Annotated in this window: 31 protein-coding genes and 1 tRNA gene; 8 read left to right on the top strand and 24 right to left on the bottom strand. The window is 58.7% G+C overall.

From position 1 onward, the window contains the following. Positions 1-26: 26 nt before the first annotated feature. From gshA to DXY10_RS04125, 6 genes are all read right to left on the bottom strand, one after another. Entirely contained in the window at positions 27-1,169 is a 1,143-nt protein-coding gene (gene gshA, locus DXY10_RS04150; RefSeq protein WP_115016532.1) for a glutamate--cysteine ligase, read from the bottom strand. Next, on the bottom strand, positions 1,166-2,698 hold the full coding sequence (locus DXY10_RS04145) for an anthranilate synthase component I family protein (protein WP_115016501.1): 1,533 nt from the start codon (positions 2,696-2,698) through the stop codon (positions 1,166-1,168). The genes gshA and DXY10_RS04145 overlap by 4 nt, the downstream gene beginning before the upstream one ends. Positions 2,699-2,737: 39 nt before the next feature. After that, complete coding sequence (locus DXY10_RS04140; RefSeq protein WP_115016530.1) at positions 2,738-3,169, bottom strand: photosystem I reaction center subunit II PsaD; 432 nt, start codon at positions 3,167-3,169, stop codon at positions 2,738-2,740. A 104-nt stretch (positions 3,170-3,273) separates the two neighbouring features. Beyond that, a complete protein-coding gene (locus tag DXY10_RS04135) occupies positions 3,274-4,653 on the bottom strand; it encodes a HAMP domain-containing sensor histidine kinase (RefSeq protein WP_170955693.1) in 1,380 nt (459 codons plus the stop codon). Further along, entirely contained in the window at positions 4,650-5,987 is a 1,338-nt protein-coding gene (rodA, locus tag DXY10_RS04130; protein WP_115016499.1) for a rod shape-determining protein RodA, read from the bottom strand. Before rodA ends, DXY10_RS04135 begins: the two co-directional genes overlap by 4 nt. Continuing rightward, entirely contained in the window at positions 5,987-7,081 is a 1,095-nt protein-coding gene (locus tag DXY10_RS04125; protein ID WP_115016498.1) for an Mrp/NBP35 family ATP-binding protein, read from the bottom strand. Before DXY10_RS04125 ends, rodA begins: the two co-directional genes overlap by 1 nt. A 119-nt stretch (positions 7,082-7,200) precedes the next feature. On the opposite strand from DXY10_RS04125, the gene hemF reads away from it, so the two are divergent. Next, complete coding sequence (gene hemF / locus DXY10_RS04120) at positions 7,201-8,307, top strand: oxygen-dependent coproporphyrinogen oxidase (RefSeq protein ID WP_115016496.1); 1,107 nt, start codon at positions 7,201-7,203, stop codon at positions 8,305-8,307. Here hemF and DXY10_RS04115 read toward each other — a convergent pair. From DXY10_RS04115 to DXY10_RS04105, 3 genes are read right to left on the bottom strand one after another with little or no spacing between them, the layout of a single operon-like run. Then, a complete protein-coding gene (locus tag DXY10_RS04115) occupies positions 8,234-9,094 on the bottom strand; it encodes an N-acetylmuramoyl-L-alanine amidase (RefSeq protein ID WP_170955692.1) in 861 nt (286 codons plus the stop codon). The two genes, hemF and DXY10_RS04115, sit on opposite strands and share 74 nt — an antisense overlap. A gap of 4 nt (positions 9,095-9,098) precedes the next feature. Then, positions 9,099-9,656: a cofactor assembly of complex C subunit B gene (locus tag DXY10_RS04110; RefSeq protein ID WP_115016494.1), complete on the bottom strand. Its 558-nt coding sequence runs from the start codon at positions 9,654-9,656 to the stop codon at positions 9,099-9,101. A gap of 33 nt (positions 9,657-9,689) precedes the next feature. Next, positions 9,690-10,088, bottom strand: a complete 399-nt coding sequence (locus DXY10_RS04105) for a helix-turn-helix transcriptional regulator (protein ID WP_115016492.1) — start codon at positions 10,086-10,088, stop codon at positions 9,690-9,692. Positions 10,089-10,224: 136 nt separating this feature from the next. Between DXY10_RS04105 and DXY10_RS04100 the strand changes: the two genes are divergently transcribed. Beyond that, positions 10,225-10,869 carry a ribonuclease D gene (locus DXY10_RS04100; RefSeq protein ID WP_115016490.1) on the top strand — a complete coding sequence of 215 codons (645 nt, stop codon included), beginning with the start codon at positions 10,225-10,227 and terminating at the stop codon, positions 10,867-10,869. Positions 10,870-10,897: 28 nt separating this feature from the next. Here the strand turns inward: DXY10_RS04100 and DXY10_RS04095 are convergent, their stop codons facing one another. Further along, positions 10,898-11,167 carry a hypothetical protein gene (locus tag DXY10_RS04095; RefSeq protein WP_115016488.1) on the bottom strand — a complete coding sequence of 90 codons (270 nt, stop codon included), beginning with the start codon at positions 11,165-11,167 and terminating at the stop codon, positions 10,898-10,900. Further along, positions 11,145-12,452, bottom strand: a complete 1,308-nt coding sequence (locus DXY10_RS04090; RefSeq protein ID WP_244281921.1) for a lipid-A-disaccharide synthase-related protein — start codon at positions 12,450-12,452, stop codon at positions 11,145-11,147. Before DXY10_RS04090 ends, DXY10_RS04095 begins: the two co-directional genes overlap by 23 nt. A gap of 12 nt (positions 12,453-12,464) precedes the next feature. Here DXY10_RS04090 and DXY10_RS04085 point away from each other — a divergent pair. After that, positions 12,465-12,535 (top strand) — tRNA-Cys (locus DXY10_RS04085). A gap of 281 nt (positions 12,536-12,816) precedes the next feature. Here DXY10_RS04085 and DXY10_RS04080 read toward each other — a convergent pair. Both DXY10_RS04080 and DXY10_RS04075 read right to left on the bottom strand, forming a co-directional pair. After that, positions 12,817-13,338, bottom strand: coding sequence for a hypothetical protein (locus tag DXY10_RS04080; RefSeq protein WP_115016486.1), 522 nt, complete (start codon positions 13,336-13,338; stop codon positions 12,817-12,819). Positions 13,339-13,358: 20 nt separating this feature from the next. Then, a complete protein-coding gene (locus DXY10_RS04075; protein ID WP_115016484.1) occupies positions 13,359-13,541 on the bottom strand; it encodes a hypothetical protein in 183 nt (60 codons plus the stop codon). A 70-nt stretch (positions 13,542-13,611) separates the two neighbouring features. On the opposite strand from DXY10_RS04075, the gene DXY10_RS04070 reads away from it, so the two are divergent. Further along, entirely contained in the window at positions 13,612-14,571 is a 960-nt protein-coding gene (locus DXY10_RS04070) for an aldo/keto reductase (RefSeq protein WP_115016482.1), read from the top strand. A gap of 37 nt (positions 14,572-14,608) precedes the next feature. Here the strand turns inward: DXY10_RS04070 and DXY10_RS04065 are convergent, their stop codons facing one another. Together DXY10_RS04065 and purM are read right to left on the bottom strand one after the other, a co-directional pair. After that, positions 14,609-15,250 (bottom strand): histidine phosphotransferase, encoded by a 642-nt coding sequence (locus tag DXY10_RS04065; RefSeq protein ID WP_115016480.1) that lies wholly within the window; start codon positions 15,248-15,250, stop codon positions 14,609-14,611. Between the two features lie 132 nt (positions 15,251-15,382). Further along, the gene (gene purM / locus DXY10_RS04060) at positions 15,383-16,420 is read right to left on the bottom strand and encodes a phosphoribosylformylglycinamidine cyclo-ligase (RefSeq protein ID WP_115016478.1); all 1,038 of its coding nucleotides are present in this window, start codon (positions 16,418-16,420) and stop codon (positions 15,383-15,385) included. A 371-nt stretch (positions 16,421-16,791) separates the two neighbouring features. On the opposite strand from purM, the gene DXY10_RS04055 reads away from it, so the two are divergent. Together DXY10_RS04055 and DXY10_RS04050 are read left to right on the top strand one after the other, a co-directional pair. After that, positions 16,792-17,373 (top strand): septal ring lytic transglycosylase RlpA family protein, encoded by a 582-nt coding sequence (locus DXY10_RS04055; protein ID WP_115016476.1) that lies wholly within the window; start codon positions 16,792-16,794, stop codon positions 17,371-17,373. After that, positions 17,370-18,902, top strand: a complete 1,533-nt coding sequence (locus tag DXY10_RS04050) for a bifunctional pantoate--beta-alanine ligase/(d)CMP kinase (RefSeq protein ID WP_115016474.1) — start codon at positions 17,370-17,372, stop codon at positions 18,900-18,902. Before DXY10_RS04055 ends, DXY10_RS04050 begins: the two co-directional genes overlap by 4 nt. On the opposite strand, the gene DXY10_RS04045 is transcribed toward DXY10_RS04050, so the two are convergent. From DXY10_RS04045 to DXY10_RS04005, 9 genes are all read right to left on the bottom strand, one after another. Continuing rightward, the gene (locus DXY10_RS04045) at positions 18,883-19,359 is read right to left on the bottom strand and encodes a low molecular weight protein-tyrosine-phosphatase (RefSeq protein WP_115016472.1); all 477 of its coding nucleotides are present in this window, start codon (positions 19,357-19,359) and stop codon (positions 18,883-18,885) included. The two genes, DXY10_RS04050 and DXY10_RS04045, sit on opposite strands and share 20 nt — an antisense overlap. Positions 19,360-19,402: 43 nt before the next feature. Beyond that, on the bottom strand, positions 19,403-20,779 hold the full coding sequence (locus tag DXY10_RS04040; protein ID WP_115016470.1) for a HEAT repeat domain-containing protein: 1,377 nt from the start codon (positions 20,777-20,779) through the stop codon (positions 19,403-19,405). Between the two features lie 98 nt (positions 20,780-20,877). Further along, positions 20,878-21,465 (bottom strand): chromophore lyase CpcT/CpeT, encoded by a 588-nt coding sequence (locus tag DXY10_RS04035; RefSeq protein WP_115016469.1) that lies wholly within the window; start codon positions 21,463-21,465, stop codon positions 20,878-20,880. A gap of 74 nt (positions 21,466-21,539) precedes the next feature. Next, positions 21,540-22,028: a phycocyanin subunit alpha gene (cpcA, locus tag DXY10_RS04030; protein WP_115016467.1), complete on the bottom strand. Its 489-nt coding sequence runs from the start codon at positions 22,026-22,028 to the stop codon at positions 21,540-21,542. A gap of 42 nt (positions 22,029-22,070) precedes the next feature. After that, on the bottom strand, positions 22,071-22,589 hold the full coding sequence (locus DXY10_RS04025) for a phycocyanin subunit beta (RefSeq protein WP_115016465.1): 519 nt from the start codon (positions 22,587-22,589) through the stop codon (positions 22,071-22,073). Between the two features lie 179 nt (positions 22,590-22,768). After that, the gene (locus DXY10_RS04020; RefSeq protein ID WP_115016463.1) at positions 22,769-23,542 is read right to left on the bottom strand and encodes a phycoerythrobilin:ferredoxin oxidoreductase; all 774 of its coding nucleotides are present in this window, start codon (positions 23,540-23,542) and stop codon (positions 22,769-22,771) included. Next, on the bottom strand, positions 23,539-24,246 hold the full coding sequence (locus DXY10_RS04015) for a 15,16-dihydrobiliverdin:ferredoxin oxidoreductase (protein ID WP_115016461.1): 708 nt from the start codon (positions 24,244-24,246) through the stop codon (positions 23,539-23,541). The genes DXY10_RS04020 and DXY10_RS04015 overlap by 4 nt, the downstream gene beginning before the upstream one ends. Next, a complete protein-coding gene (locus tag DXY10_RS04010) occupies positions 24,239-24,865 on the bottom strand; it encodes a phycobiliprotein lyase (RefSeq protein ID WP_115016459.1) in 627 nt (208 codons plus the stop codon). The genes DXY10_RS04015 and DXY10_RS04010 overlap by 8 nt, the downstream gene beginning before the upstream one ends. Continuing rightward, a complete protein-coding gene (locus DXY10_RS04005) occupies positions 24,862-25,095 on the bottom strand; it encodes a hypothetical protein (protein ID WP_115016521.1) in 234 nt (77 codons plus the stop codon). The genes DXY10_RS04010 and DXY10_RS04005 overlap by 4 nt, the downstream gene beginning before the upstream one ends. Before the next feature lie 363 nt (positions 25,096-25,458). Here DXY10_RS04005 and cpeB point away from each other — a divergent pair, with 363 nt between their 5' ends. After that, positions 25,459-26,013: a class 1 C-phycoerythrin subunit beta gene (gene cpeB / locus DXY10_RS04000; RefSeq protein ID WP_115016457.1), complete on the top strand. Its 555-nt coding sequence runs from the start codon at positions 25,459-25,461 to the stop codon at positions 26,011-26,013. 53 nt (positions 26,014-26,066) lie between these two features. Then, positions 26,067-26,561, top strand: a complete 495-nt coding sequence (cpeA, locus tag DXY10_RS03995; RefSeq protein ID WP_115016455.1) for a class 1 C-phycoerythrin subunit alpha — start codon at positions 26,067-26,069, stop codon at positions 26,559-26,561. Positions 26,562-26,587 lie beyond the last annotated feature (26 nt).

Below are 26,587 nucleotides of genomic sequence, written 5' to 3'. Positions count from 1 at the left end.
GTGCTGAGAATCGGCTGACGACATGATCATCCCAAAGCGCCTGTTTTCTGAGCGTGGGTTTGCTCCTGCAGGGCCATTTCCTTGATCCCCATCTGGATCACTTCCGGAATGGAGGCCCCGTTCTGCACGGCATCCAGCCAGCGCATGGCCTGATTCCCGTTCTGGAGCACGGTGTCAATCGGCTCAAGCTGTTGGGCGAGACCGAGGGTTTCGGCAAGGGGGGTGACATCGGCGCGCAGTTCTGCGATCCAGGTGCGGCAGGGCAGAGATCGTCCATCGCGCCAGTGGCGCAGATCGGCATCAAGGCTGGTGCGGGCTACTGCTGCGTCGTTCTGGTCGCAGAGCGCTTGCAGCGCTTCTGGGCTGAGGCTGCTGGCACGGAAGGGATCGAGGCGATTGGGGTCCTGTTGGACCATCAGCACTCGTAGTTCGAGCAAGGTGGTGACGGCCAGCAGCAGGGCCGGGTCGGTTATCAGATCGCAGATGCGCAGCTCTAGTCGATTGAGCTCATGCGGCCGCTGTGGGCCATTCGGGCGCACTGAGGTCCAGAGGTGGCGCACATTGTGCATCGCGCCCGCTTTGAGTTGGTCTTCGATCCAGCTCACGTAATGGGCATGATCTTCAAACAGGGGTACTGAGGCCGGAGTGAGGGGGAACTGCAACCAGCGTTGCGAGTGTGCACCTGTGATTTGTCCCCCCAGGAAGGGCGAGCTGGCGCTTAGGGCCAGCAATAGCGCTGCTTCGCAGCGGATCAGCCGCAGGCTCCTGAACAGGGGGGTGATGTCCGCGATTCCAAGATTGATGTGGATGCTGGCGGTCACGACACGAGTGCCGTAGCTGGACTCGATCAGAGCGTGATAGGGGTTGCTGGGGTCTGACCGTTCGAAGCGATCGGGATCCCCCAGGCTCAACGTGCTGCCTGGTAGCAGGGTGAGAGTTCGGCCTGCTAGCCATTGGCGCAATTGCCGTCTCGGAGCCAGCAGTGCTTCGAGCAGGGGGCCATAGCTCGCTTCAGGGGCTGTGATGTATTCCAGGTTGCGGTGGTCTGGTTCGGTGACGAAACCATTGAGCTCACGCGCTGCTTCCACGGCTACCCCGACGTTGTCGCCATTGGCCCGTCCGGTGAAAAGCTCGATTTCAAAGCCCTTGAGGAGCAATGGGACCGTCATGCCGAGGGGTCCTGCAGGCATGCAAGCGCAGTGAGCATGCCCTTTGCTTTGTTCAGGGTCTCCTGGTATTCCGCTTCGGGTTTGGAGTCGGCGACAACGCCGGCGCCTGCCTGCACCTGAATGCGCCAGCCTCCATCCGGGTGGGGGCGAACCACCATGGTGCGAATCGTGATTGCCGTGTTGAGCGCCCCTGAGAGATCGACTGATCCGTAGACACCTGAATAGGGGCCGCGGGCATCGGGTTCGAGTTCGTTGATCAGTTGCATGGCTCGGATCTTTGGGGCACCGCTGACGGTGCCTGCCGGGAACGAGGCCATCAGTAGATCCCAAACGTCGTGATCATTGGCGAGAAGGCCCTCCACCTGGCTGACGATGTGCATCACGTGGGAATAACGCTCGATCACCATGAGGTCCTTGACTTCGACTGAGCCGGGCTGACAGACGCGTCCAAGGTCGTTGCGACCGAGGTCGACCAGCATTACGTGCTCTGCCCGTTCCTTGGGATCGGCCAAGAGGTCGGTTTCGAGATGGCGGTCTTCAAGTTCGGACTGCCCGCGAGGGCGTGTACCGGCGATCGGCCTCAAGCTGGCGCGGATGCCATTGGCAACCGGGTCAGCCTTCACCATGACCTCGGGGCTCGAGCCGATCAGCTGCCAGTCTCCGAAGTCGAAAAACGCCATGTAGGGCGATGGGTTCACCATGCGCAGACTGCGAAAAAGCTCCAAGGGTTTTTGCGGAACTCTGCTTTCCAGTCGCTGGCTCAGCACCAACTGGAACACATCGCCGGCGGCGATGTGGTCTCGGCCGCGCTCCACGGCGTGTTCAAAGTCTTGGCGACTGCGATTGCTGGTGGTGTTCGGTGTGGATTGCTCGGATGGCTGCCAGCGCAGCGGGCGGATTGCCGGGAGTGGTGCAGCCATCCGTTCTTCCAGGGTGGTGATCCGTGCCATCGCAGCATCCCAGGCCGCCTCAGGGCCTGCAGCACTGTTGTGGCCGCGGCTGAGATCTCCATAGGCCACCGCTGTAATCAGCCGTTTGACCTGGTCAAAGATCAGAACGCTGTCCATCAGCATCCAGACCCCGTCAGGAGGGGCATCGTCCGCCACGGGATGGGTGGGGACCGAAGGTTCGATCCAGCGGATCAATTCGTAGCTCCAGATGCCAAACAGCTGGCCAATGGAGGGCAGCCCAGGCAGCTCCCCAGGGCAGTAGGGGGTGAGGCAAGAGCGCAGCACATCGAAAGGATTCCCTTTCAGATCCACCTTGTGGCCGTCGCGCCAGACCTGCTCAATGTGATCGTTTCGAACCGTTAGGGTCCAAAGGGGATCACAGGCCACAACGCTGTAACGCCCAAGGGTTTCTCCGCCTTCAACGGATTCAAGTAAAACCCCAGGAGGACGACCTTCTCCCACCTTGAGCCATGTGGTGAGCGGGGTTTCAAGATCTGCCGGCCAGCTGTGTGCCACGGGGATAAACGTGGCACCAGCGGCAGCGGCCTCTAGGAACGCGGCGCGGTCGGGGCTGAGCATGGGGGGATTGTGGCAGCCGACCGCCTGTTTTCGACGAGATCAGGAGTCGAAAGTGTTGCGTCCGCTGAACTTGAGCTTGGCAGGATCCGTGTTGCTGCCAATGGTGCGGGGGTTGTGACCCACAATCTCGCGACCCTCGTTCACCTTCTCAGGGAAGACGCCATCGCTGGGATGGAGGAACTCGGTGTCACCACCGGGGAAGATCCGATAGATCTTGTAGTCCTCAATCCGGGGCTTGAACTTGGTGCGGAGCTGGGTGCCTAGGGCCAGGCACTGTTCCTTGCGGGCGAAATACATGATGTTGTCGCCTGCGTTCATCATTGCCGCGCCACCTGTAGGCAGCTCAAACGCCTGAGAGTTTGAGCTGCTCCAAGTGATCGCGTACTTTTCTTCGGTCTCTGCGGCGTTCAGAAGTCCACCGGTGCTGCCGATGAACTGGGGGAGCTGACCGTTCAACGCCGTTGCTGTCATGGCTGTCCTCGGAAAAATCGGCATGCCGTTACGGCTGGAAAGTAGCACCGTGATTCGGCCTTGATCCCCCGTCCCGTCAGCAAGCTTCACACCCGTCAACATTGTTAGGCCACGGGAAAGAACACCGTGAGTCCCTGGTCACGTTGCTGGATCAGTCGTCCGCCCAGGCTCGCCAGCAGCCGTCGAGTCGCTCCCTGGCTCAGTTGCAGGCTGCCGGTGCTTGGATTCCAGCTCAGCACCGGGCCGAGTTCAGAGGTGCTTTCCTCCTCTTGGCTGGTCGATCCGCGATCGATGAGCTGGCTACGGAGGTGCAGCTTCAGCCGTGCTCCGGCCGGCCGCAGTTGGAGTTGCAGTTGGGCCCCTGCTGGAAGGCTGCGGCTGCTGCGGTCGATCAGGCCACCAAGCATCGGTTCGAGGCGACCGGGATCACTCAACACCGGTGGCAGGTTGGGGCTGATATCAAGCACCAGGGTGATGTCACGTCGTTGCAGCTGTTGTTGCCAACCCGGTGAAAGCTCCTGGATCATCCTGCCCAGGTCGGTGCGAGCCAGCCCGCCTGGAGCTGGTGGCTGTCGCTGCATCTCTGCGGCATGGAAGATCAGGCCAAACCTGTCGATCTGCTCCGTGCATTCGCTGTCGATCTGTTGCAGACGGTCGAGTGCGACAGCCGGTAGGTCCTTTCGTCGCAGCAGCGATCGAATCAGGGTTCGAATCGTTGCCAGCGGGGTGCGCACTTCGTGGGTGATTGCTTCGAGCAGTGAGAGCTCTGCATCTGCGGCGTCTTCTTTGTTGTTGTCCTCGTCGTTGGCGTCATCCACAGTCCGAAGGGTCTGGAGGGTGAGGCTCGGGGCCATGCAAGCCAGTCGTTCGGCCAGCCCCGGCCAGAATCGTTGGGCGAAGAGTTCGCTGCTCTGCAGGCGGCCGAGAGCGCTCATTGCCCTGCGCAGACCCATGGCCTCCTCCGCTGCCTGATCCTGCAGTCGTTGGTCGAGCATCGCTAGCAAGGTGCTGAGAGTTTCTGGGTCGCAACGCATCAGCAATTGGCGTTGATCGCTCTCGCCGTGAAGGGCTAAGGCCACCTGGAGCTCAGCCGTAATCACGATGAGCAGGGGATCGAGTCCATCGCTCTCCAGCAGCGAGAGGCGTTGATAAGGGGGCTTGGCCTGCGTCTTGCCCTCTGTGCTGCCGCTAAAACGTTCTGGGGGCAACAGGGCCCCTTTCTGGCCCGTGGTCCAGTGGAGCTCGTCAGGGGTCCAGACCCAGCCCTGCATCGTCTCCAGGAGTCCCGGGTCGTAGAGCGCCGGGAGGGGGGCGGCGATCCACACGCCTGCAGGAGCCTCTCCATCAGCAAGCAAGACTTCGGCCTGGATGGTTTCCAGCGCGGCCCACCACAATCGACGGGCCGTCGGGTCGTCGACCCGCCCGGCGTCAAGCCCCTCAGCCATGCACTCCTGCAGGCTCTGCAGCGTGATTGGTTTCGTCACCGAAGCTGTTGCTGTCGACCACGTCTGGCCACAGATAGACAAAGGCCGAGTGCGATGAAGTTCACGACCATGGCGAAGCGTCCATAGCTCATGAAGGGAAGAGGAATCCCGGTGATGGGGCCTAGGCCGATGGTCATGAAGATGTTCACGACTGCCTGAAACATCACCATCGTGGCGACTCCAATCACCATGAGCGACTCAAAGTCTGTGCGGGCTCGATTGGCCACCTGCACCAGGCGTGTCATCAGCAGCGCGAAGCCAATCACCAGCAAGACCGTGCCGAGGTAACCCACCTCCTCGCCCAGAGCGCTGAAGATGAAATCGGTGTGCTGTTCTGGAATGAAGCGCAGCTTGGTGAGCTGCCCCTGCAGCAGACCCGTGCCGAACAAGCCGCCGGAGCCGATGCCGACGGTGCTTTGCAAGAGGTGGTAGCCACCGCCAAGGGGATCTTTGCCTGGGTCGAGAAACAGCACCAGACGATCCCTTTGGTAATCCTTGAGCCCATGCATCCATAGCCATGGTGTGATCCCCGCAACCGTGGCCTGCACGATCAGGACGAATGCGCTGGCCATTCGCTTCCAGGGCAGCGACCGGTAAGCGATCAGAACGATCAGAGGGACCCAGAGGGCTAGTGCCCAGGGGATCAGCCCTGAAACCAGAGCCGTGACCAGCGGCGAGAGCAGCAGCACCAGCCACTCAAAGGGCATGCCCGACCAATAGAGCATCGTCAGCAGCATGGCCCCAAACACCAGTGATGTACCGAGGTCGGGCTGGATAAACACCAGAGCCCATGGGATCGAAATCACCCCAAGAGGGCGGAGTAAATCGACGGGGCGTTCGACAGGGAAACGGTCGAGGACTGCAGCGAGCAGAAGGATGGCGGATAACTTTGCAAACTCTGAAGGCTGAATGTTGAACGGCCCGATGCTGATCCAGCGCTGGGCGCCGAGTGCAGAGGTGCCAATGACCTTCACCGCGATCAGGCTGATCACAGTGGTGATGTAGATAGGGAGCAATAAAGGCTTGAATCTTTCGAGCCTAAATTTCGCGAGAAGTAGTGCAACAACGATGCCAAATAGCGCTGTCGCAAGCTGCGATAACCACAGCTGGCTATTAATGAATTGAAGCAGTCCTAAGAGGCTGAATGAGAATGAAGACCATCCTTCCAATGCATCTTGACGCTCGATGCTGAGAATTAAAAGGCTGGAAATTGCCACCATTGCAAGAGGCACACCCCACAGCACCAGCTCAAACTCTTGGCGGCGGCGGAGTTGAGAGCCCGCGTGGGCGTGAAGACTGGATCGCCGCCGCCGCCGCCAAGCTCCCCAAACCATCAGGCTGGAGCTCCCATGAGCTCTGTAACCCGTCCGGCCAGGGAGCGGATGCTGCCGGCGCTGGCTGAGTCGGGTTGACTGATCACGATCGGTCGCCCTTGGTCGCCTCCTGAGAGAACAGGCATTTCCAGAGGGATCTGTGCCAGAAGGGGTGTGTCGAATTCATCGGCAAGGCTTTGGCCGCCCCCTTCTCCAAAGAGGGCGTAGCGCTTGTCCGGCTGGTCAGGAGGAATGAAGGCACTCATGTTCTCAACCACGCCGAGCACTGGGATCGACATTTGGCGGAACATGGCTAGACCACGGCGCGCATCCTGCAGGGCCACCTGCTGGGGGGTGGTCACGATCACGACACCGGCCATGGGGACGGCTTGGGCGAGGGAAAGCTGGGCATCCCCGGTGCCTGGGGGAAGATCCACCACAAGCACATCTCGCTCACCCCAGCTCACCTGATAGAGGAACTGACGGATGATGCCGTTGAGCATGGGTCCGCGCCAGATCACAGGTTGGTCGGCATCGATCAGCAGGCCCATCGACACCATCGCGATGCCGCAGCTGTCGATCGGGGTCATGCTTTGCTCGCCACCGCTCCCTTGCACCTCCGGCGTGCGGTCTGCGACCCCGAGCATCGTTGGCGCATTGGGGCCGTAGATGTCGGCATCGAGGAGGCCAACGCGAAGGCCTTGCTGCGCCAGTGCGCAGGCCAGATTCACGGCCACCGTGCTTTTGCCCACACCGCCTTTGCCACTGCTCACGGCGATGACTTGCTTCACGCCAGGTATCGACTGACGTTCGGCCACTTGGCCGTGGCCGGCCTGGCCGATGCCCCCAGGGGTTTGCTTCGGCTGTTGGCTCGTCGCATTGCCGACCTCGATCTGGACTTCATTGATGCCATCGAGTTGGAGCAGTCGTTCGCGACTCTCCTGGGCAATCCGCTCACGTTGGCCCTGGGCGAAGCCTGGCAGGCTGAGCCGGATCACGGCCCTAGGAGGGTCTAAACGCACCTTGTCAATCCAGCCGAGTTCGAGGGCCGGGCGCCCGCTGCCGGCATCAAGGATGGTTGCCAGTGCTTCGCTGGCCTGCTCTGCGGTCGCCATGGATCCGGTTCGTTGAGGCGGATCCTAGGTGTGGGCTCCCATAACAGTCCTTCACGTGCTCTTGTCGGAGGGGGGCACGGGCTGAAAAGGTTCCTGTCAGTACCTGCAGGATTCCATCCATGGTTCGTTCACTGCTGAGGCGTCTCAAGGGCTCGTTCTCCAGCGCCTCCGGTGCAGCCTCCGCTGGTGCTGTTGCAGAGATTTCGCCTCCTCCCTCTGACTCCAGAGAACGGGCCAGGGCCTTGGTGATGGGTTTGCAGGATGACATCTGCGCGGGCCTGGAGCGTCTGGATGGCGTTGGCCGTTTTCAGGAGGAGAGCTGGGATCGCCCCGAGGGAGGAGGTGGCCGCTCCCGGGTGATGCGTGAGGGACGCGTGTTTGAGCAGGGTGGCGTCAACTTCTCGGAGGTGCATGGCAAGGAGCTGCCTCCCTCCATCCTCAAACAGCGTCCTGAGGCAAAGGGGCACCCTTGGTTTGCCACCGGCACCTCAATGGTGCTTCACCCCCGAAACCCCTATGTGCCAACGGTGCACCTCAATTACCGGTATTTCGAAGCAGGTCCGGTGTGGTGGTTTGGTGGTGGGGCGGACCTCACTCCCTTCTATCCGTTTCTGGAGGATGCCCGTCACTTCCATCGCACCCTCAAGCAGGCCTGCGATTCAGTCAGTGGCGATCTCTACCCAGTCTTCAAGCCCTGGTGTGACGAGTATTTCTGCCTGAAGCACCGCAATGAGACCCGTGGAATTGGAGGTATTTTTTACGACTACCAGGATGGAAACGGTCGGATTTACAAGGGCCAGAATCCCGAGGGCCCAGCCGCAGCGATGGCCCAGCAGATTGGGTCAAGACCCATGAACTGGGAACAGCTTCATGATTTGGCCCGTGCCTGTGGCCAGGCCTTCTTGCCTTCGTACACACCGATTGTGGAGAAACGCCATCCGCTCTCCTATGGGGAGCGTGAGCGGCAGTTCCAGCTTTACCGCCGTGGGCGTTACGTGGAATTCAATCTCGTTTGGGACCGCGGCACCATTTTTGGTTTGCAGACCAATGGCCGCACGGAATCCATCTTGATGTCGCTGCCTCCGCTGGTGCGATGGGAATACGGCTATCAGGCTGAAGAGGGGTCCAGAGAAGCCCTGCTCACTGATCTCTTCACTCGTCCTCAGAACTGGTTCGAAGATCCGTCTCTGGAGGCACGGTGTCAGCCGCATCAGGCTGTGAATTGACGATGGGGCTGGAGACCGGCGGCATTCCGTTGAGGATGGCGTCGGTGATTCTCCGGGCGATCGCGTCCAGGGTGGCCTGACGGGTTTTTCGAGACCTCAGCCGTTGTTCAAGGTTGCCTTCGAGCTTGCCGATCTCGAGAATGCTGATGCCGCGGCGAGGCGCACCAAGCCCTCCTCGGAAGTTGATTGGATAGCGCCCAAAGCTGGCGGCCAGGCTCTCGTCGATCCTATTGGGGTGCTTGTGAATCGCTGGAATCAAGCCAGATCCATAGCCAAACCGGCCATAGGCATCGAAGTGGATCTCAAAGGCGTAACCACCTTTTGCGGCGTGTTTGCGCCCTGTTGACCAGTTGGTGCTTGGGTGATCGCCGTTGCGGATGGTGAGAGCAGGCGGCGTATAGGCGCTGATGTTGAGGCCTCGTGTCTGGCCATGCTTAACGACGGCATCACGAACCTGGAAATTCCAGAAGAGTTCATCGCGCATGCGTGGATCCATCGGCCGGGCTCCGTGTAAATCCACGGCGGCGCCGGAGGTCCCGGAGCCATTGATCTTCTGCGAATCGGCGTGGCCTGCCAGCACCAGGATGGGGATCTTGGTGGTCACAGCACCTTCTCCGACCCAACGGGCTTTGAGTTGGACCCTTTGTCCCAAGAGAGGATCGGTGCTTGGTGGGCTTGGTGCCTCTGCTGCAGTCGCAAGGCTCAGGCTGATAAAGACCACTCCCCCTGCGGCAAGCGCCAGGGAGAGGCGTCGACGTGAGACTGGGATTTGCCTGGAGATCGGCATGGCACTAGATCGGAGACGACAGCAGTGAGCCATCGCTGGCTAGGTCGAGCGGACCGGCTAATTCCAGTTCAAGTGCGATCAGTTCATCGCGATGGGCGCGGAGACGAATGGTGCTGCCCTGGGTCTGATCGACCTCATTCATCAGTCGGATCTCAACTGCTTCGATGCGGTCGGCCCGTTTGCGATAGATCACGCCAGCGAGGGGGCCTAGGAGCGCGAGCAGCAGCGGCCACCACCCCAGGGAGGGGTGGAGTTCACGGATCACCAAGCCCAGGCTGCCGGCGCCGATGCTGCCCAGGAAAGAAAGCAGCACAGACAGTGGCGGGCTCGCCGCCACCCGCCCCTGAAAGCGCAGCACCTGGCGATCGGCATCGCCGCCTTGAGGAGCCCAACCCCGTTTCACTAGCCAGTTGCTGAGGCCTTCCAGCACTTCCAGAGGAGGGCGCGGCGAGGCCACATCCACCACGGTGGTGCGGTCTTTGCTCGCTGCCCGCAGGAAGAACACCAGCCCGATGGCCAGTAAAGCGGTTAGCAGCAGAGTGGAGGTCTGAAAGGAGGGCATCCGCAGGCCACGGCGCTTGGGTGCCCATCCTTTCTAGGTCGCCATGGTCAGTGCGTGGCTGTGGGTCAGTTGTCGCAGCCAGTTCTGCCAGGGCCCCATCAGTTGCTCGGCTTGGCCGCGAACGTCCTGGTGCAGGTGAAGCATGCGCCTGGGGCGGCCTCGGCTTGGACAGCGCTTGCTGTAGTGGTCAAGCATGCCTTGGCTTTCGAGGAAGTCGAGGGCTTGATGGAGCACGGTTTCAGACAGGCGTAGCTGGGGATGCTCATGCTCCAGACGTTGGAGCAGCCCGGACGGATAGCTGTCGTTTTCCAGGAGGCAATCAAGTACCCAGCAGACGGCGAGTTCCAGGTCGAGAAAGCGCGGTGGTGGCTGGCGGAAATAGCTTTCGATGTCGGCCAGGCAGGCGCGAGTTGGATTGCGGCGGCTGTGCACAGAAACAAAGCGGTCTCAATTTTGTCTAATCCGGTCTCGTTCTGATTTTCAAGCAACAGGCAGAAATTCTCTAGATCGGGAGGGTTGGAGTGATTGGTCAGACTGGGGTCGTCCTTGTGCTCCTTCCGCGATCCCGATGGCTGACGCCCCTGCCGCACCCCGTGAGTTCGCTGTGTTTGATGGAGACCTTGATGCTGCTTGGGCTGAGCGTTTCGGTCGTGCCCGGGCCGTTGCGGTTGACACCGAGGCGATGGGGCTGATTCATGGGCGTGATCGCCTGTGTCTGGTGCAGCTTTGCGACCCCGACGATCATGTGGCCTGTGTGCGCATCGGCCTGGGTCAGACCGATGCACCGCGTCTTCAGGCGCTGATGGAATCCACCTCGGTTGAGAAGGTGTTTCATTTCGCGCGCTTTGATGTGGCGGCCTTGGCCAGTGGGCTTGGGATTGCGGTCAATCCGATTTTCTGTACCAAGGTGGCCAGTCGCTTGGCGCGCACCTATACCCCTCGCCATGGCCTCAAGGATCTGGTGATGGAGTTGGTGGGTGTGGAGCTTGACAAGCAGGCGCAGAGCAGCGACTGGGGCCGGGTTGATGAGCTCAGTGATGCTCAGCTGGCCTATGCGGCTAACGATGCCCGTTTCCTGCTTCCCGCTCGGGAGCAGCTAGAAGTCATGTTGCGCAGGGAAGGGCGGTGGGATCTTGCTCAACGCTGCTTCCCTTGTATTGCGGTGATCTCTGACCTGGACCGTCTGCGTTTCAACCAGGTTTTCGAGCATTGAAGCTGAAGCTGAGCGGCTTCAATCCGCTTCAGTCCTCGAGCATGAAGTTCTCGTCCTCTGGTTGTGCCGCCAGTAGAGCATCGAGTCTTGGAGAGGATGAGGCTTCGCCTGATTTCTGCTCGCTGCGGCTGACTTCCAGGAGCTGACGGGCAATCCGTTTGCGGGCCTCAACGTCGCGAAGGCCTTCCTGGGCAGCCGCCATCTCAACCCGGCGACGAGCTGCTGATTGGCTGATGCCCAGGCAGCTGGCCAGTTCGGCGCAGAGTCTTAGATAGTCATGGTCCTGGAGGCCGGCCATCGCGAAGGCGGGAGGTTTGCCCAGTATCCGTGATCAGCCTTTCGTTCACCAAGCGAGCGATCTCCTCACTGCCTCCGGAGCGCCCCATGCGCTGCCGTCCGATGCCTCCCAGCTCTGCGCGCAGCATCGGCTCCTTGAGCAATGCTTTCAGGCATCGCCGAAGTTCTTCGGCAGAGGCACAAGTGCGCACCGCGCCCCCCAGCAGCCGGCTCTGACGTTGGGCGAATCCCTTGGTGAATTGTGGGCCTCGCCCTGGTAGCGATAGGGCTGGGATGCCTAGCCCTACAAGTTGTTCTGTGGCGGTACCGGCGGTTGCCAGGCCCACTTCAGCCCAGCCGGCCCAGCGGTTGAAGCGGCCGCGTCCAAGCAGGAGCATTTGCACGCCGTTCACCCAGCAGGCCTCGGCTCCCAAGGCATCAGCGGGTGGAGGGCAAGCGATGAATCCAAGTCGCTCCAGGAGCGGCTCAAGCGTGCTTTTGGACGGCTGAGAGCCCGTGGCCATGAGCAGGGAGACTGGCACCTTGCTCTGCAATCCCTGAAGGCTGCGCAAGAGACGTTCAGCGTTCGTGAGCGCTTCCGGCATGCGACTGCCGCACAGCAGCAGGATTCGGCGGCAGCGTGCGAGGGCCATGGGCGGGCTACCCAGGGCCAACTCATCCATCATCGGATTGCCAGGTGCGAGGGCTGCGATGCCATGACGTCTGAGTCCTCTTGCTGTCAGGCGATCGCGCACGGCGACGAGTTGGCAGCGACGGTTGCCCATCACAGCCCACTCCCAGGGGTCCCACTCACTGCCTTTGAGGCGGTGATAGCAGTCGCTCAGGCTTCGTCCTGGGCCACTACTCCAGGTGTAATCACTCTTGGGTGTGCCAATGAAGCCAAAGCGTCTGCCAGAGCCCCAGGCCATTAGCAGTGGAAGGAGATCGCCCACCGCCAGCATGGCGTCCACATTGCTGCGCAGGCGACGGATGCAGCACCATTGCTGCCAAGTGAGCAGAGGCAGGCCGGCCATCAGATCGGCGATCAGGCCCCTAAGGCTCTGATTGCTGAAGCCGCCACTGGGTAGTGGAGCACTAGGCCCGACCAGCTCCAGCCATCCCTGTTGCAACGCATTGGTAAACGCTTTCCCTTCTCCAACAAGGGGAAGCACGGAGAGCACGAGCCGAGGTGAGCGGCGATGCAGTGCTTCCAGGACGCGCAGGGCGATGAGATCTTCACCATGGCCGTTGGAGAGCACAAGCAGGGACCCAGTGCTCTCGCTGATACGATCCGCTGGTGGGAGCACTGTTTCCCCAGCGGCGGCATGGCCAAGTGGTAAGGCAGAGGATTGCAAATCCTTTATCCCCAGTTCGAATCTGGGTGCCGCCTTTCGATTCCTGAAACGCCCCTGAGCGTCCCTATTGGTTCTGCGCGAGCTCACGTCAGTCGCAGCTTCCAGCCTGGAGGGCGCTTGTTCGTCTCATCGGCACCGAGCTGGGAGTGTTGGGGCGTCTCTTGAGCAGGAGGGGATTGAGGGAGTCCGTCTGCTGCCTCCTGATCCTCCCATCCCTTGCCTAGGGCAGTTGCCTTGGAGTCGGGCAGGGCTGCAGGTCGGCCTTGGTGCAGATCGGAGAGGCCCTTGAAGTGGTGTGGGGTGTGGTGGATGCGATTCAGGGTTTGAGACTCGCTTCCGCCATCAGTTCGCTGCCGTTGCTCGCTCTGGCCTTGCAGCTGATGCGTTGTTGATTAATCGTGCAGCTGCCACGGGCAGACCATGCTTTTGGCAGTCCTTCGGCAAGCCCCAGCCGATTCGTTAGGGCCTCGGCGGCGCCCATCACTGGTCCCGTCCAGCTGCTCCCGTTCAATCTGCAGTGGCCTTGCTCGCAGTCCATTGGAATGCTTTGAGCAGCATCCACCGTCACAAAGGTGAGGGTGTGCGTCGCTCCATTGCTGTTGGCCTCGCCGAGAAAACGCAGACGCATCACGGTGTCGGTCTTGCGATCTAGTTGCAGCTGGTTGCAGCGATGGCTTGTCCCTGAGGTGTCGACATAACTGCATTGCGACGTGGTGCTTTGAAGGCGTCCAATCGCAGGGAGAGCCGCGCTTGAGGTGGGTGTCCACAGGAGCACCAGTGCCACAGCACCTCCTACAAACGAACCCAGAGTTTCAGCATCGTGGAGGGTTTCGGTCATGCGACTGGCGCCTTCTTGATTTAGTAGTCGCTGTCGGCCACACACATCCCCAGACAGCGCAGGCCGTTCTCGGCTGTTCTTTTGCAGTGGGAACAGAGCACCGGTGAGGCGGGCACTGCAGAGGGTGTGGATGCCTCAGTATCGGCGGACGTGCCATCTGGTGCTGAGGAGGGTTTGAGTTCTACGTGTTCGCTCGCTGCCATGACTGCCTTGGTGCAGGGCTTCCGTTGAAGGATCTGGTCAAGCGATCATGGCGTCCATTGGGGCAATCGTGTGGCAGGGATCGGTTTTGGCACCTGGTCGTGGGGGAATCAATTGCTCTGGGGCTACGACCCGGATCGTGATGACCCTGAACTGTCGGCCACGCTTCAGGAAGCCGTCGCCGGTGGGTTGGCCTTGGTGGATACGGCTGATTCCTATGGCACCGGGCGTTTTAACGGTCGCAGCGAAGCTCTCCTGGGTCGGATCCTTGAGGATTGCAGCGGTGAACTCCGTTCCAGGCTGACGGTGGCGACCAAGTTGGCTCCGTTTCCCTGGCGCCTGGGACGGCGGGGTTTTGACCGTGCCTTTGCTGCCAGTCAGGCACGCCTCCACGGTCATCTTCAGAGGGTGCAATTGCACTGGAGTACAGCTCGTTATGCCCCATGGCAGGAGGGGGCTTTGCTTGATGGCCTCGCAGATCTTGTCCAGCAGGGACGGGTTTCAGAGCTAGGGGTGTCGAATCTGGGGCCTCGCCGTTTGAGGGCGTTGCAGGCCCGGCTGGCGGCCCGTGGCATCCCTTTGCGCAGTGTTCAAGTTCAGATGTCATTGCTGGCACCTGATGCGATTAAGGCAGGAGGCCTGAAGCAGACCTGTTCTGATCTGGGGATTGAACTTTTGGCCTACAGCCCCTTGGCCCTTGGGGTGTTGACGGTCAGTCCTGGGGATCTGCCGCCAGAGTGCACCCGCTTGCGCGCTGGACTGTTCCGCAGGCTGTTGCCAGGGAGTGAGGCCTTGCGGGCTGCCATGGCCACTGTCGCCGTTGCCCATCGGGCATCCCTGGCTCAGGTGGCACTCAATTGGTGCCGAGCCCATGGTGCGATGCCATTACCCGGCCTCCGCCGTGTGCATCAGGCCCAAGATGCAGTGGCGGCATTGGCTTGGTCGCTCAGTGACGAGGAGCGTGATCAGCTGGATGCTTTGGCGCTTGCTTGCTCAGCACGGATGCCGGCCAATCCATTCATGAGTGCCTAGCCAGATGTGACATGGCTCCAGTGGGTGGCCAACAGCATCAACCGCTTGCGGCTTCGCCAGGCTCCGGGTCTGGACTGACCACCACAGGCAGGCTGGAAGCAGGGTTGGTGAGGGACACCACCTTGACGGGTGTTGGTTTCTGGTTGGCAGGCGTGCTCTCGGGTTCCTCGCGATGCTGTTCGCAGGCGGTGAGGGCTTCCTGCAGGAGAGAGTCAAAGGTGGCGCCTGGTAGGCGATGGCGCGCGATCTCAAGAAAGGTGCGCGGTAGAGACTCATTGGCTGCGCTTCTTACCGCCGGGTTGTTGCGGCGATGCTCTTGCTCATCGCGAATTGCACGTAGGAAGCGATGGGTGACATCTCTTTTGGTACAAGCCTTGATCAGGGTGTCGCGCTCTGCCTGGGCAATGGTGTGGTTGCTTTCTAGTTCGCTGATGCGTCGTTCCAGGCTGGCCAGAACCTCTTCGGCTTCTTTGCTGATGTGGGTGAGCTGACCATCCGAGAGGTAGGGCATATCGGCCACATACACCTTGCCGTGGTCCTTGAGGGCCAGGAAGGTGGGCCGTGGACCCTGGCGATTGAGATGGCCGCGATCGTGATGGGATACGGCAGGGCGACGTGGAGGAACGGGGCCTGCGGACGAACGCCTTCTGGTGGTCCGTTGGGGTTTATCGAAAGGCATCAAACCTAAGGGGATGTAACGACGCGGATGTTGCGCGGATGACGCAACAAAGCTTCCGGGAAATGTTAAAGCGGTTATTGGTCGCGGGTGATGACCTGAAACGCCGATTTACGTGCGGTTGTCAGCTTTGATTCAGCTCGGGAGACCGCTGATCCCATCGCGATGGGCGCTACTGATCTGCTCAACCTCCCCGATCGGCCAGGCGGGAAGGTTCAGTGCCTGACAGAGGGAGAGGGCCTCAGCCACTGCCGTCTCGGGGAGGACCAGGCAGAAACCGATTCCCATGTTGAACGTGTGCCAGAGGTCGCGTTCCGGAATCTCACCGTTCTGCTGCAGCCAGTGGAAGAGCTCGGGACGTGACCAACTGTCTGGGTTGATGCTGGCACTCAGGCCTTCAGGCAGGCACCGCGGCAGATTCTCGGGAAGCCCTCCACCGGTGATATGGGCCATCCCATGCAGGGGAAGTTTCGCTGTCTGCAGGCTCTGCACCAGGTCGCCGTAAAGCGTGGTTGGAGCCAGTAACGCCTCGATCAAGGGCTGCTGTCCGGGGCCGAAGCGGGTGCCGCCATCGGCCTTGGCCATGGCAAGAACCTTGCGCACAAGGCTGAATCCATTGCTGTGGACTCCGTTGCTAGCCACACCCACGATCGAGTCACCGGCTTCGATCGCACGTCCGTCAATCAGTTCGTCTTCTTCCACGACCGCCACACAGAACCCGGCAAGGTCGTACCGGCCTGCTGGATAGAACCCTGGCATTTCCGCCGTTTCCCCTCCCAAGAGAGAGCAGCCACTGCGTCTGCAGCCATCGGCGATGCCTTCCACGACCTCGGCCATGGCCTCGGGGCTGAGCGCGCCCGTTGCCATGTAGTCAAGGAAGAACAAAGGGGACGCCCCTGAGGTGATCACATCGTTCACACACATCGCCACCAGGTCGATGCCAACGTTGTGATGACGGCCATAATCCTGCGCCAGCTCAAGCTTGGTGCCCACTCCATCCGTCCCGGACACAAGGAGCGGCTTGCGTAACCCTGCCGGGAGGCGCATTAGCCCCCCAAATCCCCCCAGACCTCCCAGCACTTCTGGCCGGAAGGTGGATTCCACGCTCGAGCGGATCCTGCCAACGAAGGCTCGTCCCGCCTCGACGTCCACGCCCGCGGTCTTGTAATCCATTCTCGTGCGGGGCGGTCCCCGAATCGCGCTTTCTTCGATCCTCTCTCCCCGTGGTCCCAGGCCCGGTTGCTTGGCCGTCCACACGGCTGATTAGGTGGCGTTGTCTTGCCGATAAGGCCGGCTAATCGGACCTTGATGGGCCTCGCTCTTCTGTCGCATTGCAGTGCAACTGGTTGAGCGCTTTGGCCTGGTTGCGTCCCATCAGCAGGAAGCCCTTTGCTCTGCTGCGCCCATCCTGCAGGCCTCCTTACCGTTCGATCGATCTTTGTTCAATCAGGTTGCTCGGATTTGATTCCCATTGGGAATCTGCATGCTCAACGCAGTTCCCTTCAGAAGCTGAAGCGTTCGAGCCATCCAGGCATCCGCCACGCATGAGCTCACCCTTCGCTCTTCTGCTGTTCACCGGCCTGGTTTCGAGCGGAGTCGCTCTCCTGCCAGTTCTCTCTCGTGAACTGGCTCCAGGCTCGGTGCGTGAATCGCTTGAAGCAGTGCTGAGTCAACCCATTCAGCCTGTCCGTTCATCCTTGGTTGACAGCGAAGACAGCGGAAGCAGCATCAACCAAACGGTCGTTCCTGCTTCTGCAGACGACACGGTTTCGAAAGAAAGCGTTCTTCCAACTTCAGTGATTGCCCCACCTCCCGTTCCTCAGCCTGCTGTGGTCTCGGTGAGTACAGGTGAGGCCAGCTGGTATGGCCCTGGGTTCTACGGAAATCGCACGGCCAATGGTGAGGTCTATCGGCCCGGCACGATGACCGCTGCCCATCGCACGCTTCCCTTCGGCACCAAGGTGCGGGTGACCAATCTCTGGAACGGGCGTATCGCCGTGATCAGAATCAACGATCGTGGACCATTTGTGGGCCATCGTGTGATCGATCTTGGCCACGGTGCCGCCAGTCGTCTTGGGCTGACGGCCTCTGGTATCGCACAGGTGAAGCTCGAGGTACTGCGCTGACCTTTCAGGTTCTTCGATCAGTGTCTGCATTGCGCCATTGGCGCGCTCAGCAGACCCATCCCGTCCATTTCGTACCCACCATGGGTGGGCTCCACCAAGGTCATGCGCGGCTCATGACCGCTGCTCGTGGATTCAGCCCCGCAGCTTGCTCTGTTTTGGCAAGCGTCTATGTGAATCCTCTTCAGTTCGGGCCAAGTGAGGATTTCGAGCGTTATCCCCGAGACCTAGAGGCTGATTGCCGTAGGGCAGCACTGGCCGGTGCGGATGCCCTTTGGTGCCCCAGCGATGTCGAGATGTATCCCGATGGTGCTGATCAGGTGTTCCGCATCCAAGTACCCAGAGGATTGCAGCAGCATCTCTGTGGTGCAGGGCGTCCTGGGCATTTTGATGGTGTGGCAACGGTGGTCAGCCGTTTGTTGGCGCTCGTGCGTCCCGCCGTGCTGGTGCTCGGTGAGAAGGACTGGCAGCAGCTCACGATTCTCCGTCATCTGGTCATGGATCTGGACTGGCCTGTGCGGATCTGTGCAGTCCCAACGGTTCGCGAGCCAGATGGTGTAGCGAGCAGTTCCCGGAACCTCTATCTCACCGCCCCTGAACGCCAAAAAGCGGCGGCGTTTTCGGCAGCGCTTCGTGCTGTGGATCTGCAGACACCTGTGGCCTCGGCTCGTGTCGCCATTGCAGCTGCTGGATTGGAGCTGGAGTATGTAGAGAGGGTCGATCCCTTCAGCCTCCAGCCTTGTGGCCCTGAGAAAGCGATCTCGCTGCTGGCCGCGGCGGTTCGCTGCCGGACGACCCGTTTAATTGATCATGTTTTTCTGATGAGTCGTCAGCCCCTCGTTGCGATCGATGGCCCGGCCGGCGCCGGCAAGAGCACCGTGACTCGAGCCTTTGCTGAACGGCTTGGACTCATCTACCTGGATACCGGAGCGATGTACCGCTCGGTGACCTGGTTGGTGCAACAGAACGGTGTGGACCCCAAGGATGGGGCGTCCATTGCGCCGCTGCTGAACGACCTCGACCTGCAGCTGCGGTCACTGCCCGCTGGCGGTCAGCAGGTGTTGGTCAATGGGCAGGACGTGAGTGAAGCGATTCGCTCGCCTGAAGTCACTGCGTCGGTTTCGGCTGTGGCGGCGCACCGCTGCGTCAGGCAAGCGCTGACTTCTCAACAGAAAGCGATGGGTGCCAAGGGTGGCTTGGTGGCAGAAGGTCGCGACATCGGTACCGCTGTTTTCCCGGATGCTGATCTGAAGGTGTTCCTCACGGCCACGGTGAGCGAACGAGCCCGGCGTCGCGCCCTCGACCTGGAGCAGCGGGGGTTCCCGGTGCCTGAGCGCTCTGAGCTCGAGGCACAGATTGCTGAACGGGATCATCTCGACAGCACGCGCGAGGAAGCTCCCTTGGTGCAGGCGGACGATGCTGTGGAGCTCGTGACCGATGGCATGAGCATTGAGGCTGTGATCGACGCCCTGGTGGCGCAGTTCCGGTCTCGGGTGGCGGAGGAAGTCTGGCCTACTCCCGCGGTGGACTGAGTTCGTCCAACAGGTTGGAACAGGCGTCTTCGAGCAGGTCGAGCACGTGTTCAAACCCCTGCTCGCCTCCGTAATAGGGATCAGGGACCTCCGTTTCAGAGAACCGGCGGCTGTAGCTGAGCATCGGTTTGATGCTGGCCGTTGCCCTGGGGCCAGCTTCGCGAGCCAGTCCTTGAACGGCGGTGAGATTGTCGTCGTCCATGGTCAGCACCAGATCGAAACCCGAGAAATCGTCGAGGCTGATCTGTCGTGCGCGGCTGGGCAGCTGAATGCCGCGGCGGTTGGCTGCAGCCTGCATGCGTCGGTCCGCTGGATTGCCCACATGCCATCCGCCCGTTCCGGCGGAATCGACAACGAACTGATCGCTGAGACCACGCTCCTCAAGCAGATGCAGGAAGACACCTTCGGCAGCGGGGGAGCGGCAGATATTGCCGAGGCAGACGAAGAGCAGTTTCATCTCTGACTTGGGCGGGGCATGGGCTTGTTCATGGACTCACAGATTAATTGCAGTGATCTACACCCTCTGCCAGGGCCATCGAAATTCTTGATGCGACGACAGGATCGGGTTCGCTGTCTTTTGCGCTAATTAGAAGGTTCTTTGCTTTTATGCTGCTCATTTTTTCAAGCGCAAGGCATGCGCTGTAGCGGAGGCCCCAGTCATCAGGCTGATTCAGGGTCCAGTTGAGTTTTTCAATGATTAATGAGAGGGATTCCTCAGCCTCTCTTTGTATAGATCCAATTTCCCCAAGCGCGTTGGCTGCGACGCGGCGTATGTTGCCCTGGCAGTGGTTTCCTATCTCTACTCCAATGGCATCAACGAAAGCTGGTAAGTAAGAAGGATTCTTGAGTTCTGACATCGCCTTAATGATTCCCATTTTTATATCTTGATCTGATTCGGAGAAATATAGCTCTGAGAGTCCTTTGTGGTTGTTTTCGAAAATTCTGACCAGTAATTTTATCCCCTCTATGCGACTTGAAAGGGATGGCTCCCGAAGCATTGAAAAAGCTTCCGGAGTTGAATTCTGAGTCGTTTTTGGCCAGTCTTCTTGGCGACCTTGAGGCCTGGTTTCTTGGCTGCTCGTTGGCAGGTTTCCGGAAAAGTTTTCTTTAATAAGGGCATCTAGCCTTGCAAATAAGTTGCTGCGAAGAGCGCTTTCCTTAGGCGATTCTTCGCTTGTGTGATCTGATTGTTGATTGCTAAGTTCGCAGAGAATGGCCTTAATGGCGAACATTTTAATGTTGTTGGGGATGTTCGCCTCAAGGATTGCGTCTGCACTGCTGATTGTTGCGATTCGTGCAAGGTCGAATGCTGCTGCTTGTCTTATGAATCGATTGTTGTGGTCAAGCAGTGTGATCACGTTCTCTAAATATGATGCTTCTCCTGTGCAGATGAAAAAGAATGATGCGGCTGAGCTGGCAATTCTTTCTGAGTCTGAATCGAGGAAGGGCTCGATTTTATCGCGAACATGGCAGGCTTTGAAGGTTGTCAATGTTTCGATGAGAGCCTCGATGGGCTTGTTGATGTCTTGTCTGTCTAGGTAGGTGATCAGAGGACCGATACAGTCATTGTTATTGATTGCGATTAGTGCTCTAAGTGTTGCCTCGTGTAGCTGTACGTCCTTCGTCTGCAGAGTCTGTAGCAACGCTGGAATGCAGCTAGAGTCTCCGATCATTCCTAGTGAACGCGCGGCCTGGCGTCTTAGGGGATATCCTCCCGCTGCTGTTCTATCGCGTTCGTCGTTTAAGCATTGAACCAGTTTTGGAACGGCGGATTTGATTCTGTGTTTACCCAGCCACCAAGCGCTGTGATACCTAATGCCTGAGTCTTCATGATTAAGGGCATCGATGGCCGTTTTTGCCGAATTGATCAGAGTCAAGTCGCTTCCCTTCTCTCGGTGACAATGGGTACTGCAGTCTAGGAAATTGACTTGGTTGTTATTTTGCTTGCTTGGTGTAATTCTTGATTGATATCCCTTCAGCTGGCATCTGCCCAGTCTGCATCCCAGGATTCTGATCGCTTAAAGCAAAATTCTCCTGCAATAGAGCCCCAGCATCGTTGATTAGTTGTAGGGTCATATCCTCGATCGAGGGTTGAGAGTGTATTCCCCTTAAGGTGGAAATGGCTTTTGAGCACTGTGTCCTTGTCGTCTCGGCGCACGATGCAGAGACATCCGGGTTCAATTTCTCCGTGGTAGCCATCTTCCCTCTCAATAACTTGATAGTGGCATTGCTCTAAAACTGTCAGGTCGTCAGTGCTGATTTCTTGGCGTCTGCGACGATCAAGTGTCGCGTTGGCGAACCTTGCAGGCTCACGAAAGCTATGGTTCCAGAGTTTGATCGCTCCTGTTTCAAGCTCTTCAGCCCGGATCATTCGCAATCTATATGGATTCTTGGGGTCAACTGCATACGTCTGCTCTAGAAGAAGTGACCCTGGTTGAAGATGTTCTATTGGCCTATAGCGAAGAAGAATATGTGCAAAAAATGGTGGATTCTCAAAGGCTTGTTGTTGGTTGCTGTACTCTCCGCAAAGCAGGCTGAGAAATCGTTGAAGAGAAGGTGTCATCCAAAGCCATGCAGAATGAAAAAAGCCTCCCTAAGTAGGGAGGCTTTGTAAGCTACTTGCTCAGATCTGCTTAATCAGATCAGGGCATTGATGGCGTAGTCGATGTAGCTGTTGGCTTCGGTGGCAGCACTGCCGGAAAGGCCGTGGTTGGCTTTGATGTGCTTCAGAGCTTCAACATACCAAGTAGGAGAAAGCTCAAAGGTGCGGTTGATCTCAGCCAGTCCGGCGATCAGATAATCATCCATGGGGCCAGTACCACCAGCGACCAGGCAATAGGTGATCATGCGCAGGTAGTAGCCGACGTCACGGGAGCACTTGGCTTTACCTTCAGAGGTCGAGGCGTAGTTGGCGCCTTCCATCTGGGTGGTGAAGGGAAACTTGGTGTAGACAGCCTGAGCTGCACTGTTCACCAGAGCATCAGCCTGGGTGGTGAGGGCTTTGGCTGCCTCAAGGCTTGCCGTGGCGCGGTTGAAACGACCGGATGCCGCCTGAACTTCAGTGTTGCTGAGGAACCGACCTTGGGAGTCTGCTGCTGCAACAGCTTCGGTGAGGGGAGTTTTCATTGCTATAGAGAGGAATTAATAACGTTGAGTGCGACGCCTTGATCAGGCGACGGAGGCTGCAGCGCGATCGAAGTAGGTGCCGATTTCACTACTCAGGGAGGCGCAGTCACCTGAGGAGATCCCAGACTTGTCGTTAACGGTGGACAATGCTGCGTCCTTCATCAGGTTCACGCCGGCTGCCACGGAAGCACCGGGAGTTCCCAGGGCGAGATAGGTCTCACGCAGACCGTTCAGGCAGCGGTCTTCCATCACGGAAGCATCGCCGGTGAAGATCGAGTAGGTGACATAGCGCAGGATGATCTCCATGTCGCGCAGGCAAGCGGCCATGCGGCGGGAGGTGTAAGCGTTGCCACCGGGGGCGATCAGGGCAGGCTGCTGGGCGAACAGGCCGCGGGCAGCGTTTGCAACGATGCTGGAGGCGTTGCTGGAGATACGGTTGACGGCATCCAGACGCTTGTTGCTGTCGGAAACCATGGCTGCCAGCGCATCGATTTCGCTGGCGGTGATGAACTGGCCCCTGGCGTCGGCCTGGGCGACCACCTTGGTGAAGGCGTCGAACATTTGGAACTCCTCTTGGCAGCGTCTAAGTGTGTGTCACAGACACAGGAGGGACATCGACAAAAGTCCCGTCTGAGTCGTTCAAGATTCTCGCGAAGTGGAGCGGAGGCTCCCGAAAGCTGTTCATAATGCTTAATCGCCTTTTGCTCACAGGGATCTCGCACATGCAGGAAAGAGACCCCCTACAGATCAAAAAGCACAGTATGGATGTACTCCTCTGTCCACTCTCCTCCGTGAAAGCGGGTGAGCATGCCGCGTGCTGGATCTTTCTCTGCCCTGTAATCGGTGTAGCGCCGTTGGCCGGCAAGGAGGTGATCACGGCGGCTGTCTGAGACGGGTTGGGCGGTTGCTGCCAACTCCAGATAAAGCTTCAGATACTCATTGAAGGCGGGCCGTACCACAGTCTCGATCAGATGATCGCCTTCCTCCCCCAAAGGCAGACGAGTCCAGAGGAAGCCTGGTGAGAAGAAGGGTTGGGCTTCGTCAGGGATTGGTCCTCCATCTGGCAATTTGGATCGCCAATGTTCAAACAGTGGCAAAAGTCGATCCCACACGGGTTGTGTATGGCTCTCGTCGGATTTGTCCGCTGGTTGAAGGTCTAGGGCAAGAAGGTGGCCAGCTGGAAGGGTGACAAGGTCACCGCCGAAAAAGGGCAGGTCGAAGCGAGCTAGCGGATTGATGACGAAGTTCAGCACCGAGGCAGCTCCTCCTGCGCTCACGCAGGCTGCCCTCACCTGGCGGAATTTCTCTGTTTTGCAGGCCCAGGTTGCTGTGGTGACCGTCACGGGCTTTGCTTTCGAGCCCGTCTGATCTTGCTTGAACAGGAATTCGTCTTTGACCGGATAGGCCTCGATGTTGAGGCTGTTCATGGCCTTGATGGCGTCCTCAAGAAAGGGTTGCCAGGTCCATCCGGGAATGTCGACAGGATCTGTGCTCTTGAGTCGAGTCGGGCTCATTGATTCGCAGAAGCGGGGAATAGAAATTCATGCAGGAATCGATCCGACCACTCTTTGCCAAAGTGACTGGTGAATAGGCCGTGGGCAGGATCGCGCTCTGCGCTGTAAACGTCGTAATTCTCCTGCAAACGCTTGACCTCATCAGCAGGAATGGAAGCCTTGCCACCGCAGGCTTGATCGTGAAGCTGCCAGTAGGCCTTCAGGAAGGCACTGAAGGCGGGTGGAAGTGATGTTTCAGCTTGATCGGCTCCTCCACGGCAAAACAGTAACCATGAGGAGAAGTATTGATTCGGGTCAAAGGAACGCATGGTTTCTTCCCCATTGAGATCGGGAAATTGTGCGTTCAGACTCTTAAGACCCTCGAAATAGCGGTCAAGGTAATCAGCATCCTGAACCAGAGGTTGAAAGTCCAGCACCGCCACCAGTTTTTGCCGTGCCCCAAACCAGAGCAGATCCACTCCCATCAGTGGGTGGTCGAAGTCATGGTCGGGGTAGGCAACTGAATTCAGAACTTGGAGGCTGTCGCCGGCATCGAGCCTGGTAACACGCCAACGGCGAAAGCCTGGGACCTGCCAAAGCCAACTGCGGATCACGCTGTTCCCTTTGGCTGAATGACATTCTTCGAGCCCACTCGGGACCTGAATTGGCGTGCCTCCCCTGGCAGTGATGCTCTGATGCAGTTCGTCGAGAAAGGGGTCAAACACGATTCAGCTCCGCAACGGAAGAAGGTGGTGCATCCGCTTGGGCTCTTGCTTCTGCTGAAATCGCAGCAAGATCGGCCTCAGTAGGACAACGAAATTCAGTGCAATAGGTGGTCATGGCGACTCCATTCAGGAATTGCACCGAACTCACACGCATCCTGATCTGATCGTTAACAAACCAGCAACGTTCAATTCCCACATTGGTATCATAACGAGTCTTGATTGTTAAAATTCCATCGTCGGTAAAGTTGTAAGTACTGATGACAGATTTTTTCTCGACATAGCCAACATCACGAAGCAGGAAGCCTGTGCTGGGGTCTTGGGGGTTTGGAGCATTAACAACGACTGCCGCATAGTCATCATTTCGAGTCTCTTGCATCAGATTGCTCTCCCACCAGAATTTTGCACCCCCGGCCGTGTCTTGGTGCTTGACGCTTAGAGCGTCGCAGACCTTTTCGACGACAGGATCGTCATTCTCGAAGGGTTCAATGATTAAATTGGAATCCCCTGATTCATCATCCTGACTGTCAAGATGATGAACCACGCGTCGAATCATCCATGTGCCGCGACTGGCTTCAAAGAAAGCCGCCATCGTTCGCGGTGGATTGGCCATTCCTTTCATGGGTTGTTCGCTTGGAAGTCCCGTTGTTGCTTGAGCTGGCTAAGGATCTCGTCTATCCGGGATAGTTCAGGGTGGTCTTTTATGGTCGCTTCAATTTTCTTCTGAGAGAGTCGGAGCTTCTTGCCAAGTCCGACGACATCGTTGTAGAGCCGCTCACGGTAAGCGGAGAGTTCCTCAATGGATTCTTGTAGCTCTTCAACTGTTGGGGCCTGATCAATTTGGTCCGTCATCCTGGTGAGAGGCCAAGAAAATTCTGTGACAACCTTACCTCTGGCCGCCATAGACAAGCCTCAGGCGTTGCGCTTGGTGACTTGCTTCTAACGATTGCTATGTCTCTCGCAAAGCCTGTCCCTGGCTCCCCTTTATTCCTTGGCTTGTCGCGAGGGGGGTGGTGGTCGACTGCTGCAAGGTGACGAACTCTTGCGTGATCGGCAGATCCCCTGCCAGTGCTTGGCTGTACAGGCTTAGCTTGCAAGAGCGCTTCAGCCCACTGGGGTCAAATGTTGTCAGGTCAAGCCTTTCCCTAAAGGACTTGCTTGGCGGCTACCTCACTGCACCAGAAGCCTTCCCCCTACAAAACTGTCTGGCCTACAATGCTCGACGCATTTTCCCGTTCGGTCGTCAGCGCTGACGCCAAAACTGCTCCCGTTGGTGGTAGTGACCTCGTTGGTCTCCGGTCCTACGTCCAGAATGGCAACAAGCGTTTGGACGCAGTCAACGCCATCACCTCCAACGCCTCCTGCATCGTTTCTGATGCCGTCACTGGCATGATTTGCGAGAACACCGGCCTGATTCAGGCTGGTGGCAACTGCTATCCCAACCGCCGCATGGCCGCATGCCTGCGCGACGGTGAGATCGTTCTCCGCTACATCAGCTACGCCTTGCTGGCTGGCGATGCTTCCGTTTTGGATGATCGCTGCCTCAATGGCCTGAAGGAGACCTACATCGCTCTGGGCGTGCCAACTCAGTCGGCTGCTCGCGCTGTTGCGATCATGAAAGCTGCAGCAACAGCTCTCATCGGTGAAACCAACTCTCCTGCTTCAGGTGGTAAGCGTTTCCGCAAGATGGACACCACTCAGGGTGACTGCTCTGCGCTGGTTGCAGAAGCTGGTGCTTACTTCGATCGTGTGATCGGCGCCGTTTCCTGATCAGCGTTATCAATTTAATTTTCAGCAATTCTCCCCTTTAAAGGAAACCATCAATGAAGTCCGTCGTTACCACTGTTGTGACTGCTGCAGACGCAGCTGGTCGCTTCCCTTCTCAGAACGATCTTGAGGCCGTTCAGGGCAATATCCAGCGCGCAGCTGCTCGTCTGGAAGCTGCTGAAAAGCTGGCTGCTGGTCTGGACAAGGTCACCCGTGAAGCTGGCGATGCTTGCTTCAACAAGTACGCCTATCTGAAGCAGCCAGGTGAAGCTGGTGATAGCCAGGTGAAGGTGGACAAGTGCTACCGCGATCTGGGCCACTACCTGCGTCTGATCAACTATTGCCTCGTTGTTGGTGGCACCGGCCCTCTCGATGAGTGGGGCATCGCTGGCGCCCGTGAGGTGTATCGCAGCCTGGGTCTTCCTACTGGCCCCTATGTCGAGGCTTTGATCTACACCCGTGACCGCGCTTGCTCACCCCGTGATATGAGCCCACAAGCTCTGAACGAGTACAAGAGCTATCTTGACTATCTGATCAACGCTCTTTCCTGAGTTATCCCTCAGCGATCTAATACAAG

The sequence above is a fragment of the Synechococcus sp. UW140 genome (assembly GCF_900474295.1).
Classification (GTDB): domain Bacteria; phylum Cyanobacteriota; class Cyanobacteriia; order PCC-6307; family Cyanobiaceae; genus Synechococcus_C.
Note: the sequence above shows the minus strand (reverse complement) of the source record. Positions and strands in the feature narration are given on the sequence as shown.